The sequence below is a fragment of the Alteromonas sp. LMIT006 genome (genome assembly GCF_024300645.1).
Classification (GTDB): Bacteria; Pseudomonadota; Gammaproteobacteria; order Enterobacterales; family Alteromonadaceae; genus Opacimonas; species Opacimonas immobilis.
The window spans coordinates 219025-236459 of sequence record NZ_CP101291.1; the positions used below are offsets into that span (position 1 = coordinate 219025).

The 17435-nt window shown below is 43.9% G+C and carries 13 protein-coding genes; 3 read left to right on the plus strand and 10 right to left on the minus strand.

Annotated features, from left to right (window positions below; all coding sequences use genetic code 11):
• Positions 1 to 17: 17 nt before the first annotated feature.
• The 8 genes from nqrF to NLG07_RS01080 form a co-directional block, all read right to left on the minus strand.
• Complete coding sequence (nqrF, locus tag NLG07_RS01045) at positions 18 to 1247, minus strand: NADH:ubiquinone reductase (Na(+)-transporting) subunit F (RefSeq protein ID WP_254855845.1); 1230 nt, start codon at positions 1245 to 1247, stop codon at positions 18 to 20.
• 15 nt (positions 1248 to 1262) lie between these two features.
• On the minus strand, positions 1263 to 1871 hold the full coding sequence (gene nqrE, locus NLG07_RS01050; RefSeq protein WP_254855846.1) for an NADH:ubiquinone reductase (Na(+)-transporting) subunit E: 609 nt from the start codon (positions 1869 to 1871) through the stop codon (positions 1263 to 1265).
• Positions 1872 to 1873: 2 nt separating this feature from the next.
• Positions 1874 to 2509, minus strand: coding sequence for an NADH:ubiquinone reductase (Na(+)-transporting) subunit D (locus NLG07_RS01055; RefSeq protein ID WP_254855847.1), 636 nt, complete (start codon positions 2507 to 2509; stop codon positions 1874 to 1876).
• A gap of 12 nt (positions 2510 to 2521) precedes the next feature.
• The gene (locus tag NLG07_RS01060; protein ID WP_254855848.1) at positions 2522 to 3298 is read right to left on the minus strand and encodes a Na(+)-translocating NADH-quinone reductase subunit C; all 777 of its coding nucleotides are present in this window, start codon (positions 3296 to 3298) and stop codon (positions 2522 to 2524) included.
• Complete coding sequence (locus NLG07_RS01065; RefSeq protein ID WP_254855849.1) at positions 3288 to 4499, minus strand: NADH:ubiquinone reductase (Na(+)-transporting) subunit B; 1212 nt, start codon at positions 4497 to 4499, stop codon at positions 3288 to 3290. The genes NLG07_RS01060 and NLG07_RS01065 overlap by 11 nt, the downstream gene beginning before the upstream one ends.
• A gap of 3 nt (positions 4500 to 4502) precedes the next feature.
• Positions 4503 to 5846 carry a Na(+)-translocating NADH-quinone reductase subunit A gene (locus NLG07_RS01070; RefSeq protein WP_254855850.1) on the minus strand — a complete coding sequence of 448 codons (1344 nt, stop codon included), beginning with the start codon at positions 5844 to 5846 and terminating at the stop codon, positions 4503 to 4505.
• A gap of 517 nt (positions 5847 to 6363) precedes the next feature.
• Positions 6364 to 7545, minus strand: a complete 1182-nt coding sequence (gene fabV, locus NLG07_RS01075; protein WP_254855851.1) for an enoyl-ACP reductase FabV — start codon at positions 7543 to 7545, stop codon at positions 6364 to 6366.
• 152 nt (positions 7546 to 7697) lie between these two features.
• Complete coding sequence (locus NLG07_RS01080) at positions 7698 to 8318, minus strand: FKBP-type peptidyl-prolyl cis-trans isomerase (protein WP_254855852.1); 621 nt, start codon at positions 8316 to 8318, stop codon at positions 7698 to 7700.
• Positions 8319 to 8502: 184 nt separating this feature from the next.
• On the opposite strand from NLG07_RS01080, the gene ppc reads away from it, so the two are divergent.
• Positions 8503 to 11127 (plus strand): phosphoenolpyruvate carboxylase, encoded by a 2625-nt coding sequence (gene ppc / locus NLG07_RS01085; protein WP_254855853.1) that lies wholly within the window; start codon positions 8503 to 8505, stop codon positions 11125 to 11127.
• Positions 11128 to 11192: 65 nt separating this feature from the next.
• On the opposite strand, the gene mdh is transcribed toward ppc, so the two are convergent.
• Positions 11193 to 12131 carry a malate dehydrogenase gene (gene mdh / locus NLG07_RS01090; RefSeq protein WP_254855854.1) on the minus strand — a complete coding sequence of 313 codons (939 nt, stop codon included), beginning with the start codon at positions 12129 to 12131 and terminating at the stop codon, positions 11193 to 11195.
• A gap of 188 nt (positions 12132 to 12319) precedes the next feature.
• Here mdh and argR point away from each other — a divergent pair, with 188 nt between their 5' ends.
• A complete protein-coding gene (gene argR / locus NLG07_RS01095) occupies positions 12320 to 12784 on the plus strand; it encodes a transcriptional regulator ArgR (protein WP_254855855.1) in 465 nt (154 codons plus the stop codon).
• 48 nt (positions 12785 to 12832) lie between these two features.
• Entirely contained in the window at positions 12833 to 16483 is a 3651-nt protein-coding gene (locus NLG07_RS01100; protein ID WP_254855856.1) for a VCBS repeat-containing protein, read from the plus strand.
• Positions 16484 to 16502: 19 nt separating this feature from the next.
• On the opposite strand, the gene yghU is transcribed toward NLG07_RS01100, so the two are convergent.
• A complete protein-coding gene (yghU, locus tag NLG07_RS01105) occupies positions 16503 to 17354 on the minus strand; it encodes a glutathione-dependent disulfide-bond oxidoreductase (protein ID WP_254856779.1) in 852 nt (283 codons plus the stop codon).
• Between the last annotated feature and the right edge of the window lie 81 nt (positions 17355 to 17435).

Sequence of the window (17435 nt, forward strand, 5' to 3'; positions counted from 1 at the left end):
TCCTTGGTCGTTAGTTGTTAGCCACCGAAGTCATCTAACATAATATTTTCGTCTTCAACACCCAAATCTTTCAGCATATTGATGACGGCTGCGTTCATCATGGGCGGACCGCACATATAGAACTCACAGTCTTCAGGAGCTGGATGATCTTTGAGGTAATTTTCCAATAAGACATTGTGGATAAAACCAGTATAGCCTTCCCAATTGTCCTCTGGTTGTGGATCAGATAATGCAACATACCAGTCAAAATTATCGTTCTCTTTTGCCAGCATATCAAAATCTTCAACATAGAACATTTCACGTTTGGAACGCGCACCATACCAAAACGACATCTTGCGATCCGTTTTGATGCGACGAAGTTGGTCGAAGATGTGCGAACGCATTGGTGCCATACCAGCACCACCACCAACGAATACCATTTCAGCATCAGTATCTTTGGCAAAGAACTCACCAAATGGACCTGAAATCGTTACTTTGTCGCCTTTTTTAAGGCTCCAAATAAACGAGGACATTTTACCAGCAGGTAGGCTTAGGTTATTAGGTGGCGGCGTAGCAATACGCACGTTCAACATAATAATGCCTTCTTCTTCCGGGTAGTTTGCCATCGAGTATGCACGAATGGTTTCTTCGTCTACTTTTGACTCCACGTCAAAGAAGCCAAAGTGATTCCAATCTGGGCGATATTCTTCTGGAATATCAAAGTCTTTGTACTTAACGTGGTGAGGTGGCGCCTCAATCTGAATGTAACCACCTGCACGGAATGGTACCGATTCACCATCAGGGATTGCAAGCTTAAGTTCTTTAATGAAAGTTGCCTCGTTATTGTTCGAGATAACTTCACATTCCCATTTCTTAACACCAAAGATTTCTTCTGGTAACTCAATATCCATGTCTTGCTTAACCGCAACTTGACATGATAGGCGACAACCCTCTTTCGCTTCACGCTTAGAGATATGGTCTAATTCAGTAGGAAGAATTTCGCCACCACCTTCTTTGATGGTTACATGACATTGACCACATGAGCCGCCACCACCACAAGCTGACGATACAAAGATACCTGAGTCAGCTAGTGCACCAAGTAATTTGCCGCCAGGTGCTGCAACGATGGTTTTTTCTGGATCACCGTTTACTGTAATTTTGACGTCACCAGAAGGCACAAGTTTTGACTTAGCAAACATGATGATAAATACAAGCGCAAGAACAATAACGATAAACATGCCTACGCCGAGGATAACTTCTATATTCATAATCTAGCTCCCCTATTAAATTGCGATGCCGGTGAATGACTGAAAGCCCAATGCCATTAGACCTGCAATCATAAATACCGAACCAAGACCACGAACACCGTCAGGCATATCCGCGTATTTTAGTTTTTCACGAACTGCCGCTAATAATACGATAGCAAGTGCCCAACCAATACCTGAACCAATACCATACACAAAGCTTTCGGCAACGTTATATTCACGCTGTACAGCAAATGCGACACCACCAAAAATGGCACAGTTCACGGTAATCAATGGTAAGAATATACCAAGTGCGTTGTACAACGCAGGGAAGAACTTATCTAAGCTCATTTCCAAGATCTGTACCAAAGCTGCGATAACACCGATGAACGTCAAGAAGCTTAAGAAGCTTAAATCCGCATCAGGGAAACCGGCCCAAGCAAGCGCGCCAGGTGCAAGAATATTGGTATAGATAACTTGGTTAACCGGTACAGAGATTCCCAATACCACGATTACCGCAATACCTAGACCCATTGAGGTTGCAACTTTTTTAGAAACCGCTAGAAAAGTACACATCCCTAAGAAAAGTGATAGTGCCATGTTCTCAACAAAAATTGAGCGCACTAATAATCCAACATAATGTTCCATGATTAGTCCTTAGGTTCGACCTGTTCAGGGCGAATGGTACGGATAAACCAAATCATACCGCCGATTAAGAAGAATGAGCTAAATGGTAGGATTAACAGACCATTTGCTTGATACCAGCCACCATTAGTAACCAATGGTAAAATCTCAAAGCCCAAGATAGTACCAAAACCGAATAGCTCTTTGATAGTACCGATGACGATAAGGATAAATGAATACCCTAGACCGTTACCAACCCCATCAAGCAAGCTCATCATAGGTGGTGACTTCATTGCATACGCTTCAGCACGCCCCATTACAATACAGTTGGTAATAATCAAACCAACGAATACCGAGAGTTGTTTTGAAATCTCGTATGAATACGCTTTCAAAATTTGGTCAACCACGATTACCAAAGAAGCAATAATCGTCATTTGAATGATGATACGTACGCTTGATGGAATGTAATTGCGAATGATTGAAATAAACAAGTTAGAAAAAGCCGTTACTGAGGTCAATGCCAATGACATAACCAAAGCTGTTTCTAATTTTGTTGTGATTGCCAATGCAGAACAAATACCAAGTACATGAAGTGCAATGGGGTTCGAATCAATGATTGGCCCAAACAGGGCTTTTTTCATTTCTTTTGCGTTACTCGCCATGAGATATGCCCCTTATGATTTCCAAGATTGTCTTTGTAAGTATGGACCGAAACCGTTTTCACCAGCCCAATACTGCAATGTGTTGCTGACGCCGTTCGAGGTCAATGTTGCACCCGATAAAGCATCTACTGCATAAGGGTTATCAGAACCAGCTTGTTTCTTTACTTTGATAGCAACTTCGCCATCGTCGTAAATCTTTTTGCCTTTCCATTTAGCCATCCATGCAGGGTTTTGCACTTCACCACCCAATCCAGGGGTTTCCTTATGCTGGTAGTACACCAACTCTTCAATCGTATTGCCATCAGCACTTACTGCTAAGAAGCCAAACATCAAATCCCAAAGACCAGATCCGTGAACCGGTAAGATTATACGAGAAATCGAACCATCTTCTTCTTTAATGTGGAATACATTAGCAATTGCCGAGCGACGTGAAAAGCCAACATTGCCTTCAACTTTTACACTGGTATTAGGATCCTTCGCTAACTTGCCATACATGTCAAAAGGCTTACCAGTATCCGCTACAGGATTTTCGACGTATTCGCCTGTCGCTAGATCAACGAATTTTTCTTCAACTCGCGCTTCATAGCGTTCTTTGACTGCCGCTTTTGACATGCCGGCTTCATACAAACCGGCTGCGGTTAAAATGTTCGTTTTCTTATCTACTGCTGCGTTTGACTGTTGTAGTGAGCGCAAGCCAACCGCCGCACTTGATACAACAATTGAGCACACTAGACAAACTGCTAGGACAACGCCAACCGTTCTGCCCAAAGTTTCTTTATTAGCTGACACGTGCAACCCTCCGTTTGATGTTGCTCTGTGCAACGAAATAATCGAATAATGGTGCCCACAAGTTTGCGAATAGAATTGCAAGCATAATACCTTCAGGGAATGCAGGATTTAAAACACGAACGATGACTGTCATCATACCGATGAAGAAACCGTACGCCCATTTCCCTGTGTCTGTGAACGAGGCAGAAACTGGGTCCGTTGCCATAAAGAACATACCAAACGCCATACCACCAATGACCATATGCCAGTACCAAGGCATAGCCAGGTAATGAGATGGGTTATCTGCAGGAGCAACCATATTTAAGATTGTGGATAAGAAAATCACACCAAAAAGAACACCTGCAACAATGCGCCAGCTTGCAATACGTAAATAGATAATAAATAAGCCACCGAGCATAATCGCCAACGTTGAGACTTCACCAGCAGAACCTTGGATATTACCTAGGAAAGCTTGAGTCCATGCAGCCATGTCAGAGAAGTCCATGGTGCCTGAAGCCGCTTGGCTTAACCATGTTGCACCAGAGTAACCGTCAGCAGCCACCCAAATTGAGTCACCTGACATCTGCGCTGGATAGGCAAAATACAAGAAAGCACGACCAGACAACGCTGGATTAAGGAAGTTACGTCCGGTACCACCAAATACTTCTTTGGCGATAACCACACCGAAGGTAATACCCAATGCTACTTGCCATAAAGGTACTGTAGCCGGTAACGTCAGTGCAAATAGTACGGATGTAACGAAGAAGCCTTCATTCACTTCGTGCTTACGCACTGAGGCAAATAAAACCTCCCAGAAACCACCTACAGCAAATGTCACCGCATAAATCGGTAACCACCAACATGCACCGTAGAAAAACAGTGTTAATGCAGACGCATCGGCAACGCCTAATTGACCGCCTAACGCAGTAAATAATGCTGCTTGCCATGCATCTGGTAAGGTAGCACCGGCCAAAATAGCAATGTTTGCTTGATTACCGATGTTGTACATGCCGTAAAACATCGCAGGGAAAGTCGCCATCCACACCATGATCATGATGCGTTTTAAATCGATGCTATCACGTACGTGAGTTGAGGATTTATTGACTTTACCAGGAGTGTAAAAAATGGTCGCAACAGCTTCATAGAGTGCGTACCATTTTTCGTGTTTGCCACCCGGCTCAAAATCCGGTTCAATTTTTTCTAAATATGCTTTTAAACCCATTGGTTAACCCTCTAATTCAATTTTGGTTAAACAATCACGCAAGATTGGGCCATAATTATATTTGCCAGGACAAACATAAGAACACAATGCCAAATCTTCTTCATCTAATTCCAAACAACCCATTTGTTGAGCTGTATCAGTATCACCTGCGATGATGTCACGCAATAACAAAGTTGGTAAGATATCCAACGGCATCACACGCTCGTAGTTACCGATTGGCACCATAGAGCGATCAGAACCGTTTGTTGTAGAAGTCATATTAAACAGGCGTTTGCCTGCAAGATGACCGAGGTAAGCACGCGTTACTGAATGTTTATCGCCGCCTGGTGTAATCCAACCAAACAAGCGCTTTTCTTTATCTTCTTCAATCAGAGATACTTGCAAATGATAACGACCTAAATACGCGTGGGGACCTGCTGCCGTTGTACCGTGTAGTACTGAGCCAGAGATGACACGAGTATTGTCTAGTGTGGTTTCGTTTGCAATAAGTTGGTCTAGTGACGCACCAATTACAGTGCGAACCAAACGTGGGTTCTTTGCTGCTGGGCCGGCCAAAGCGACAACGCGAGAAGTATCAAGCTGGCCAGTCGTAAATAGTGCGCCAACCGCAATAACGTCTTGGTAGTTGATGTGCCAGTTAAACTTGGTCGCACCTACTGCATCAATCATATGCATGTGCGTGCCAACCAAACCCGCAGGATGTGGTCCGGCAAACTCATGCACCTCAACCTTGGCGTTGCCAGTATCTACTGACGCATTTGCTGCTTTAGAAACATACAATTTGCCTTCAGTAAGGTTTGATAACACATTCAAACCGTTGACGAAATCATCATTGCGCTCAGCGATAATTACCGTTGGATCAGCGGCCAATGGATTGGTATCCATGGCATTGACAAAAATCGCATTTGGTTGACTGCCAAGGGTCGGAGCTTTGCTGTATGGACGTGTACGCAACGCTGTCCATAAGCCTGATTCAACCAATTGCTGCTCGACTTTATCACGCGTTAAGCCCGCCAGTTTATCCGCTGCGAACGCGTCAAAAGCCACAGCGTCTTCACCTGCCATATCGATTACAACAGATTGCAACACGCGCTTTGCACCACGGTTTACTGCAGACACTGTACCGCTTGCTGGAGCCGTGTATTTGACGCCTGGGTTTTTCTTGTCTTCAAACAAAACTTGGCCTTTTTTGACCGAGTCACCTACTTGGACATGCATGGTTGGACGCATACCCACGTATTCCTCACCCAAAATCGCGACCTGCGTCACGGCAACCCCATCGTGGATTTGCTGTGCCGGAGACCCCGAAATAGGAAGGTCTAGTCCTTTCTTTATTTTATGTAACATAAGCAATTGCACTACTCTGTTTGGATACTAATTAGCCAAAGCATCACACACAAACCTGGAATGACTTGGCTAATCAGTATAATTTTATTGTCACGGTGTTGTTAAACAAATCAATTTGTTGTTATTGAAGGTTTATTCTAATGCCCACTTTCTCTGTTCAGACCATCACCCACATCGCGAGGCTGAATGACTGCTTAGAATATTATTGTTTTTTTCACACGCTTGATAACGGTTATCTCGGTGCTTTCAGCAGAATCTTTCATGAGCATTTGTCAAACCCACACTTATACAAACAACAAATGCTTTAATTAAAACCCGCGGATTATAAAGGAAAAATCATCCTTAATCCATTATCTATCGTCAGAATATCTAAGGGAATGAAAGATTACTATACGACTTGTGTTCAACAAAACTGCCAGATCCCATATAAGCCTATCTTTATACAGCAATAAACCGCCATTTCGGCGGTTTATACAAGGTATTTCAGTCATTGCGACTTTGGTATAACCAATATTCCTCACGACCAATTGACAACTGGATCCACATCCGCTTCGTAATCAACTTCGTCAAAGGCAAAACCAAACAGGTGCAAAAACTCCTGGTGGTACCCTGCATAATCGCTCAATTGATGGAAGGTTTCTTGCGTGACTTGATCCCACAAAGTTGCTATTTTGGCTTGAGTCGCATCATTGGTTTCTTTGCCATCCATGCGGTAGCGATTTACTTCATCCGTTAGGGCGTTATCATTTAGCAAACAATCTCTGTACAAACCCACAATCTGTTCAATACAGCCTTCATGTGTCCCTTCTTCTTTCATTACTCTATAAATCAGCGATATGTATAACGGCATAACTGGAATGGCTGAGGATGCTTGGGTGACCAACGCTTTAAGAGACGAAACGTGAGCCTCTAAACCAAGCCCTGCAAATTTAGTGTTAAGTACACTTGCCGCACGATCTAAATCTTCTTTAGCTTTACCTATGGTCGCAGAACCATAAATTGGCCAAGTTAATTCTTTACCAATATAAGTGTAAGCAGTAGTTTTACAGCCCTCTGCAAGCAAATCAGCATCGGCTAGGGCATTGATCCATAATTCCCAATCTTCCCCGCCCATAACCTTGATGGTATGAGCAATTTCTTCCTCTGATGCTGGCTCTAACGACACATCATGCACTAAATCTTTGTCGGTATCATAAGTCTTAGTGGTGTAGGCTTGGCCAACTGGTTTTAGGGTCGATTTGAACGTTTCACCGGTCACAGGATCGGTACGACGTGGTGAGGCAAGAGAATAAATCACCATGTCGACTTTGCCCATTTCTCTAAGCTTTTCGATCACTTGATCTTTTAACTCATTAGAAAATGCATCACCATTAATCGTGTGTGCCTCAATTCCAGCCTGCTTTGCTTGGGCATGAAATGCCGCAGTATTATACCAACCAGCTGTACCAGTTTTGCGTTCAGTAGGCGCTTTTTCAAAACATACACCTAAAGTTTTCGCTCCGTATCCAAATGAAGAAGTAATGCGCGAAGCCAAGCCATAACCGGTAGAACATCCGATAACCAAGACGTTTTTAGGTGCATCAGCACTTTCTAGTTGTTGTGATTGGACGTATTCAATTTGTTTTGCCACATTATGTGCACACCCAACTGGATGGGCGTTTGTGCAAATAAACCCACGAACTTTTGGCTTGATAACCATGTATTTCTCCTAAAAGCAATGTAGCCGTTATGTGTGTATTGTAAACTGACCAACCTGTAAAACTGGTCGGGCAAGTCAGTCTATTTTGTTTGTTACTCAATGAAAAATGCCCTCAAAAGAGGGCATTTAAAATAGCGTTTAGTTATCTATGTTTAGCTGATAATCTCGTGCAACTCAACCTCAAATACCAAGGTGCTGTACGGTGCAATCGCTCCCCCTGCGCCTTGTTCGCCGTATGCTAATTCACTTGGAATGGTTAAACGCCATTTATCGCCAACTGACATGAGTTGCAATGCCTCGGTCCAGCCTTTAATAACGCCATTAACCGGGAACTCTGCAGGTTGGCCACGATCGTAAGATGAATCAAACACTTGCCCATTGATTAAGGTACCGTGATAATCAACACGCACGACAGATTCGGCACTCGGTGATACACCACTGCCTGAATGAATGATCTCATACTGCAAACCAGATTCGGTGGTGGTAACGCTCTCTTTAGCGCCATTTTCTGCTAAATAAGCATTACCCGCCGCAATATTCTCTTCAAACGCCTTGGATTTTTCTGCTTGCATGCGTTTGTGGATTTCGCTAAATGCGGCGCCTAAAGTATCGTTATCTACCGCACTGCTATTGCCCAAAAAGCCATCTTGCACACCGGCGACAATCGCTTCTAATGACAAACCCTCAAAAGGGTTCGAGGCGATTTGCTTGCCCATCTGATAACCAATTCCATAACTCGCTTGGCTCTCAATAGTTTCGTATTTATCTGACATATTTACTCCCTCGTAGGATATTACTTAACGTCCTATGAGCGATAATACCAATAGAACTTGCTTCAATTGCTTACTATACCACACCGAACTGTCTGTTTTATGAATAATTTATAGCCGAAAGGTTTAGACAAACGTCTCATTGTTTTTTATTGTATATATCAGTTAAGAGATTTTAGGATAAATAATGCAATATGATGCAGAACTCAAATCCACTGTCCGTGGATTAGGTGAGTTATTAGGACAAACTATTCAAAAGGATTTAGGTCAAGAGTGGCTCGACAAAATTGAGCACGTCCGCAAACTCGGACGCAAAGGCCATAAAGGTGATGTGAACGCCAACACCGATCTCGCTGCTATTTTTGCCAGCATGAGTGATGATGACCTAATGGTTATTGCCCGTTCATTTTCCCAATTTTTGAACCTGGCTAATATCGCTGAGCAAGAGTTTAACGCATCGCAACAGATTGATGATTCGGTAGATACATTATTTGAACATCTCAAAAAGTCTCAAAAATCACCCGAAGATATCTATCAAGCTGTTAATGAGCTGCATATTGATCTGGTGTTAACCGCACACCCGACGGAAGTTACTCGCCGTACTCTAATCCATAAGCACGCCATGTTGGCTGAGTGTATTCGACGCCAAAACCGCGAGCAACTCAATGAACAAGAGAAGCGCCAACTCGCTCACAGGGTAGCCGATTTGGTCGCACAGGCGTGGCACACTGAAGAAATTCGCAATCAGCGTCCGACCCCAGTGGATGAAGCCACCTGGGGCTTTTCAGTGATCGAAAACTCATTATGGGATGCCATTCCTAACTTCATGCGCGACTTAGACCTAAGGCTGCAACACGAATACCAAATCAAATTGCCAATTGATGCTAAACCAGTGCAAATTAGTTCTTGGATGGGCGGTGACCGCGACGGCAATCCCTTTGTGACACACCAAGTCACACAAACAGTCTTGCACCTAGCTCGCAGAAGAGCCGCCAAATTGTTTGCTCAAGATATCAGCACATTGCAAGTTGAATTGTCTATGTCACGATGCTCAGATGAAATCCGTCACAAAGTAGGTGATGTGATGGAACCTTATCGGGCGATATTACGCCCTCTGGTGAAACGCTTACGCGCCACCAAAGATGGTATTGACGATATTTTGAATGACCGTCCCACTAATCCAGAAAAATGGATCCAAAATCAAGCCGAACTGATTGAACCCTTAATGTTGTGTTATCGTTCGTTGGTGCAAAGCGGTATGTCACAGATTGCGAATGGTGCTTTATTAGATACCATCAGACGGGCACATTGTTTTGGTATGCATTTGATCAAATTAGACATTCGGCAAGACTCTGAGCGGCATGCCAATGCCATCGCCGAGGTATGTCAATATCTTGGTTATGGCGATTATGCACAATGGACAGAAGATGAGAAAGTCAGCTTTTTACTCAAAGAGTTGCAATCCAAACGCCCACTGTTTCCCAATGCCTGGCAAACTGATTGGCAGCCTTCCGCTGAGGTAAAAGAAGTATTAGACACTTGTCATACCATTGCTAAAAATGATGCGAATGCTTTTGGCATTTATATCATTTCGATGGCTTCTTACGCATCCGATGTATTGGCAGTACAGTTATTGTTACAACAATGTCGCGTCAATTGGCAGATGCCCGTCGCGCCTTTATTTGAGACGTTGGACGATTTAAATCGTTCAGCACAAGTCATTGAGCAACTACTCAAAATAGATGGCTATCGCAAACGTTTAACCTCCAATCAATATATTATGATTGGTTATTCAGACTCAGCGAAAGACGCAGGTGCCCTCGCGGCCGGTTGGGCTCAATACCAAGCTCAAGAAGCGTTAGTCAATGTCACACGTGAAGCCAATGTTGGTCTAACGTTATTCCACGGGCGTGGCGGAACTATTGGACGTGGTGGCCTGCCCTCGCATACCGCTATATTATCCCAACCCCCAGGATCATTAGATGGTGGCTTCCGTATTACCGAGCAAGGTGAAACCATTCGCTACAAATTCGGAATGTCAGCTATAGCCAAGCGCAGCTTAGGTATTTATGCCAGTGCAATTATAGAAGCCAAGTTATTCCCACCGCCACAGCCAAAATCTGAATGGCGTGCGGTCATGACCCAAATGGCGGATTATGGACGAGATAACTATCGCGATATCGTTAGAAACGACCCTGAATTTGTGCCGTATTTCCGCCAAGCCACTCCTGAACAAGAGCTTGGCAAATTGCCACTTGGTTCTCGCCCAGCGAAACGCAACCCTCACGGTGGCGTAGAAAGTCTGCGGGCAATCCCTTGGATTTTTGCTTGGGCGCAAACTCGTTTAGTTCTGCCAGCGTGGTTAGGAGTCATGCCAGCGATTATGCAAACCTATGAAGAGCACGCTGAAACAATTAATGAAATGTTGGCGACTTGGCCATTTTTTGCATCTCGACTCTCAATGCTGGATATGGTGTTTGCTAAAGCAGATATGCACATAGCGAAAGCTTATGACGAACGCTTAGTAGAAGATAAACTGCGTCATTTTGGTGACAAGTTACGTGCAGAGCTCACTTTTAGCCGAGAAAAGCTCCTAGAACTGACCCAAAAAGCGGATGTGTTGCAAGACGATCCGGTTGGTGCAAATTCATTGCATATTCGCGCAGATTATCTACAGCCTTTGCATTACTTGCAGATTGAACTGCTCGACCGCATTCGTAAAAATGAAGCCATTGATGGTATGAGTCCTGCTGAGCGGGCCATGATGGTGACGATTGCTGGTATTGCTATTGGTATTCGCAACACAGGTTAGGCGAATATATTGCCAAAAAAAAGGGTAGCTACTCATAGCTACCCTTTTCAGTATTCTGCAACAGGTTAACCGTTTACGAAATCAACACCTAGTTGAATATCGCCACGTAAGCCATCTAACATGTCCGCTTTTGCTTGTTGTTCAAATGCACTTAATTCGCCGTAGGATAAAATTTCTTCTACGCCGTTTTTACCTAAACGTACTGGGTGCGCAAAGAATGCTGCGTCATCAGAGCCATCAACTTGTACGTAAGTGTACTCAGTAACCTCTTCACCTTGCATTGCTGCAACTAGAGATAAACAGAAACGCGCAGCCGCTTGACCCATTGATAATGTAGCAGAACCGCCACCCGCTTTCGCTTCAACAACCTCAGTACCGGCATTTTGGATACGAGTAGTAAGCGCCGCAACTTCTTCATCAGAGAAAGATGCGCCTTCAACTTGAGAAAGTAAAGGAAGAATAGTCGTACCTGAGTGACCACCGATCACTGGTACGTGAACATCAGCGACATTTAGACCTTTTGCTTCAGCAACAAACGCTTCAGCACGGATTACGTCAAGCGTGGTCACACCGAATAATTTGTTTTTGTCGTAAACGCCTTTTGCTTTCAAGGTTTCGGCTGCAATCGCAACTGTCGTGTTCACAGGGTTAGTAATGATGCCAACACATGCGTTTGGACAGTTATCGGCAATTGCTTCAACTAAGTTTTTAACAATACCAGCGTTGATATTAAATAAATCAGAACGATCCATACCAGGCTTACGAGGCACACCCGCTGGAATCAAAACAATATCACAACCTGTTAATGCGTCTGCTAAATTATCCGCACCATGACCAGTTACTGCAACAGCAGTTGGGATGTGGCTTAGATCAACCGCAACACCAGGAACCACTGGAGCAACGTCATATAACGCAAGTTCAGAACCCGCAGGCAATTGCGTTTTAAGTAATAAAGATAATGCTTGGCCGATACCGCCAGCAGCGCCTAAGACTGCTACTTTCATGTTTTTCTCCTAAACGATAGTAGATAGTGTGTTGTTGCCTTCCACCCTAATCGACATGGCTTGAGTAAGCAATTGTCCATTAGTTGTAGGTATTAGTTGTAGGTGATAGTTATAGGTACGAATTGCTTTATTTCAAGCCCTAATGCAAAATACCAATAAAAATAAGTATTCTTGATCAAGGGATCATTATGCCTACCGCCAAACAAGAAGAGTTGATTAAAGCGTTTAAAGCGATTCTTACCGCCGAAACCTGTGGCTCTCAAAGCGATATTGTTGAACAACTCAAAGCGAGTGGGTTTGACAATGTCAGTCAATCAAAAGTCTCTCGCATGCTGACCAAGTACGGCGCTGTGCGAACACGTAACGCGCTCGGTGAAATGGTATATTGCTTGCCGCCTGAATTGGGTATGCCCACTGCCAAGAGCCCTTTAAAACAGCTGGTGTATGATGTCACTCATAACAACGTGATGGTGGTTATTCGCACAAGCCCTGGGGCCGCACAGTTAATTGCAAGACTACTGGATTCACTGGGCAAGAAAGATGGAGTATTGGGGACCATAGCTGGGGATGATACGATTTTTATCGCCCCCGCTGACATCGCCAAAATAGACGATGTGTGTCGCTACGTGGAAGATTTATTTGAAAATGTGTAACTAAGCGTCTACTCTCCCGTTTGGGAAAAGGCAACATCACGGATAATTATGTTCAACAGACGCTTCGTTTATTCTTTCTTTCTGGCATGTACATTGACCGCATGTGGCGGTGGTGGAGGTGGCAGTGCAACACCTCCTCCCTCCAATAATACTGGTACCCCTTCACAGCCTACTGCAAGCGACAGAGACGTCATTAACAATGGCCTAAATCGCAGTCAAACCGAGCTTGAACGCGCCGCCAAAGGCCTTGTTGATAGCAGCTATACAGGAAGCCAATCCCCATCCACCATGAGCCTGAGCAATGTGTTACAACAATACGATATGCTCATTGGGAATATGCAGATCAATACCGTCGATATTGCACTGGAAAATGCTTTGGATTTTGAAATTGGTTCTGCTACGAGTTTTTCTAGTGTCTGTAATTATGGTGGCAATATGGTCATCGCAACCAAACTCAACAGTGATGCAGAAGGTAATATCACCATCAAATTTAATCGGTGCCAAGCTAACCTTGACATTATTATCAGCGGGCAAATGACAGTCGTCATCACCGAGAACACCAACTCATTTATTAGTATGTCTGCTTACTTTAGCGACATTGCTGTGAATTATTTCGATGAACTGGTCACCATGAATGGCTTCATAGACACCCGTTTTCCAACTTATGGCGTCACATCAACTGCTTCTGAAACACAAACTATGTACTTGCATTTTGCTCGAGCAGGCGAACCTGATATGTGGCTAGATAGCTCCGCTACGATGTCAGGCAATACTCAATTTGGTTTAATGTATTCTGGAAATGGTCGATTGTATGTTGCAGACGCAGGATATGTGGATTTTAACTACAGCAACTTTGCTGATTTGAGTCCTTATTCCACTCTTGGCAGTATTACTTTTACCGGTTCACAAAAAGCCCGTTTCACCCATGAGATGGCTTCGAACGGTCAAAATGTCATTCGTTTAGAATTCGATGAAAATAACGACGGAACCTATGATAGAGGCACTTACTTTAGCTCTCCAAACGCCTTAATAGAAGCTGATCCAACAACATTTGTTCTAGTGCCTGTCACGGACATGTCTATTCCACCAAGTCCATATTATCCTAACTTTGTCAACTATTCTGCCACTACTGAAACCCCTATTCAAGTCTATTCAAATGGAGGCCTAGCCAGCGACCCGGATACTCCAGAAAATGAATTAACGTTCAGCTTTAGATGGTACCTGAATGGGCAAGAGCTCACCGAATATACTGGCGATACGTTACCAGCAGGCATTGCTGTTTACGGTGACACCGTCGCAGTCAGCATTGTCGCAAGTGATGGTGGTACCCCAATTGTTGGTCCGCAAAGCAGTATTGCCCTATCCGATACCCCGCCACAAATTCGCTTTAGTGACGCTCCCACCACCGCATCCCTGGGAGAAACAGTAATGTTTTCAGTCAGTCTTATTGATCCTGATTTAGGTAACAGCGAAACTATACCCGTCCAGCTTTCCGGACCTGAGGGCGCGGCCATTGGTGAAAATGGCGTGATTGAATGGACAGTGCCCGCTAGTCAGCTGTTTCCTACTCAGTTTTACACCTTTACCGTAACAGCACCAGACTCAAGTGAAGTAGAAGGTGAGTTCACTCATTCGATTGCCGTCAACTCAACTACCGCTAATTTGGCTACCTTGGCAAAATTTAGTTTGTCACAAGATTCAAGTCTGCATGCTAAAGGCGATTTTGATGGTGATGGTCAAGTCGAATTAGCGATAAGCAGTTCTAACGGTTTGATTAATATCTTTAAGTATCAGAACGGCGATTTTACGTTGGCTTGGCACACAGCCTTTAACTACGGGGTACAGGACGTCCGTCGTATTTACGCAGCGGATATTGATGAGGATGGCGCTGATGAAATCATCGTTGCCAGTAGCAACAAGATTGTCATCCTTAATGCTTTTCAACATATTGATGCTATCGTCAACACCATTGATTACAGCGACTATGAAAATCGCTTGTTAGCTGACATCAACAATGATGGTGTACCTGAGATTTTTTATGTAGAAGACGATTACAGCGCTTCTTCGTATCGCGGCAACCTCGTAATGGCCTATTTATCGTCCCCAGATAACACACAAATTATTGGCTCAGTTACCGAACGCGTCAATATGATTAAAGTTGGTAACGTCGATAATGACAGTGCTTTGGAACTTGTCACCAATACCGGCACCATAATTGACCTCGCAACCATGTCTAATCAATGGATGAGCAGTGTGCCATTTGGAGATAGCTTGCTGGAGTTAGTTGATGTCGATAATGATGGAGTTAAAGAAATTATAGGTAATGACCGTTCCTTATCCTTGTATCTATACTCGGCCACAGCACAAACCCAGAATCAACTTGACTTTAACGAGGGTTACTGTGATTTGATAGTGGCTAATGTGACTAACGATGAAAGACCAGAGCTTTTAATGTCTCCATGCTACGGTAACACACCTGTTATTGGAGTGGATTTAGCCAATGGTAATCTTGAAACTGTATGGGAATACACGCCACCGGGTGAACAATTTGAAAATGTCTATTTTATGGCATTGGATGATTTTGACGGAGATAATGCTGATGAGTTGATTGTCAGCATTAGCGATCGTTACTCTGCACCAAAAAGCTTTTACTCTCTAGACATCACATCTGGTAACAATGAACTAAGACAATACAATAACTTTGTTGAGTTTGAGTCCATCAATGCACTTGGCTGGCATTCAGCGGATGGAGTGAACGACAGCCCTGTTTTTGCCTTGGCAACCAACGACTACGAATTAAATCGTCAATTTACATGGTGGGACATCAACAACCAAACTGTCAATTCGCCTCGTTTTAGTTCATCTTCATTTCAAGATGTCCATCACAGCCTTGCTGATATCAATGGTGATGGGGTCAGTGAAATTTTGCTCGGTGCCAATGGTTATGATTCAGGAATGGTTGCGAAGCAAATAACCGATGCTGCGGATCTTTATAGCTACCAGTCGTCAGGCTTTTTTAGTCCTACTGGTACACGTGTTGTTGATTTTGATCAGGATGGTCAACTTGAGTATCTAGCGCTCCATGACAATGTAATGGCCTTGTATGAGGTTATGGAATCGTCGCCTATCGCAACACGGACATTATCTACTTATGTCAATGATTGGCTCATCGATGATGCTGGGACTATAAGCTATGTGTATGTTTCTCAATTCAATCGCATTTCAGTACTGACCCAAAATACCAATGCATTTGCTGAGCTGAGCTTTCTCGATGTGAACTGTCGCAGGATATTTCTACTCAATGATGATACGGATCACCAGGCAGAACTTGGCTGTGTTGAAGATAGTTATGGTGATGATAGTACGATCAACATTTATGACAATGATGGCGGTACATTGACTTTGAAACGACAAATGACTCTGCCTATTACAGGCATTGATGAGGTTATCGCTGATCCGACTAATACAAATGAACAGTCGTTTTTGGTGTATTTCACCGTCAATGACCAGTCTTCCTCATACAACTCTCCAGCAACGCGCAGTATTGGCTATATCAGTCGAGATGGAAAGTTAATATGGCGCAGTGCTGGATTGTTAAATGCCACTCAAGACGCTAATTTGCGCGCCAAACAAAACGCGTCTGGTAAGTTAGAGTTAATCTTCAACACCTTCACAATCGGCTACTGGGTCAAACAATAGACCCAGGGTCATAAAGGGGCTAACGCAAATGCTCAGGGAAGTCTTGGGCACTGTGTCTTTGAGCAAGTTGAACATCTTCCTCACCCCAAACCTTGTTGACTAAGCGCCCCCGCTTAACGGCTTTACGAGCATTGAGTTGCTTCGCCCAGCGCAGCACGTGCTCGTATTCGTGCACCGACAAAAACTCAGCCGCTTCGTACAGTTTCCCCAAAACGAGATTGCCATACCAAGGCCAAATCGCCATATCGGCAATGGTATAAGCATCACCCGAGACAAATTCATGTTGCGCCAACTGCTTATCTAACACATCTAATTGCCGTTTGACTTCCATCGCGTATCGATTAATTGGGTATTCGTATTTTTCAGGGGCGTATGCATAAAAATGCCCAAATCCACCGCCTAAAAATGGCGCAGAGCCCATCTGCCAAAATAACCAGTTTAAGGTTTCCGTACGAGATGGGCCTGATGAAGGTAAAAAAGCTTTAAATTTTTCAGCTAAATGCATCATGATGCTGGCAGACTCAAAGATTCGCACTGGTGTATCGCCTGAATAATCCCATAGGGCTGGGATTTTTGAGTTTGGATTAGCCGCGACAAAGCCACTGGTAAACTGATCGCCCTCTTGAATATTGACAAGCCACGCATCGTATTCAGCATCGGTAAAGCCCAACGCCAGCAATTCCTCAAATAAAATAGTCACTTTAACCCCATTCGGCGTTGCGAGCGAATACAGTTGAAATGGGTGGGTGCCTCTTGGTAACTCAGCGTCTTTCGTCGCTCCTGAAATAGGACGATTAATATTGGCAAATTTACCACCATTGGCACTGTCCCATGTCCACACTTTTGGAGGAGTATAGGTTGTCATTGCAATATCCTTTAAAATTAATGAGTACGGTAATAGACCTGATTCGGACTGAATAATTTCACAAATACAAAAAAAGCCCTAGATTGT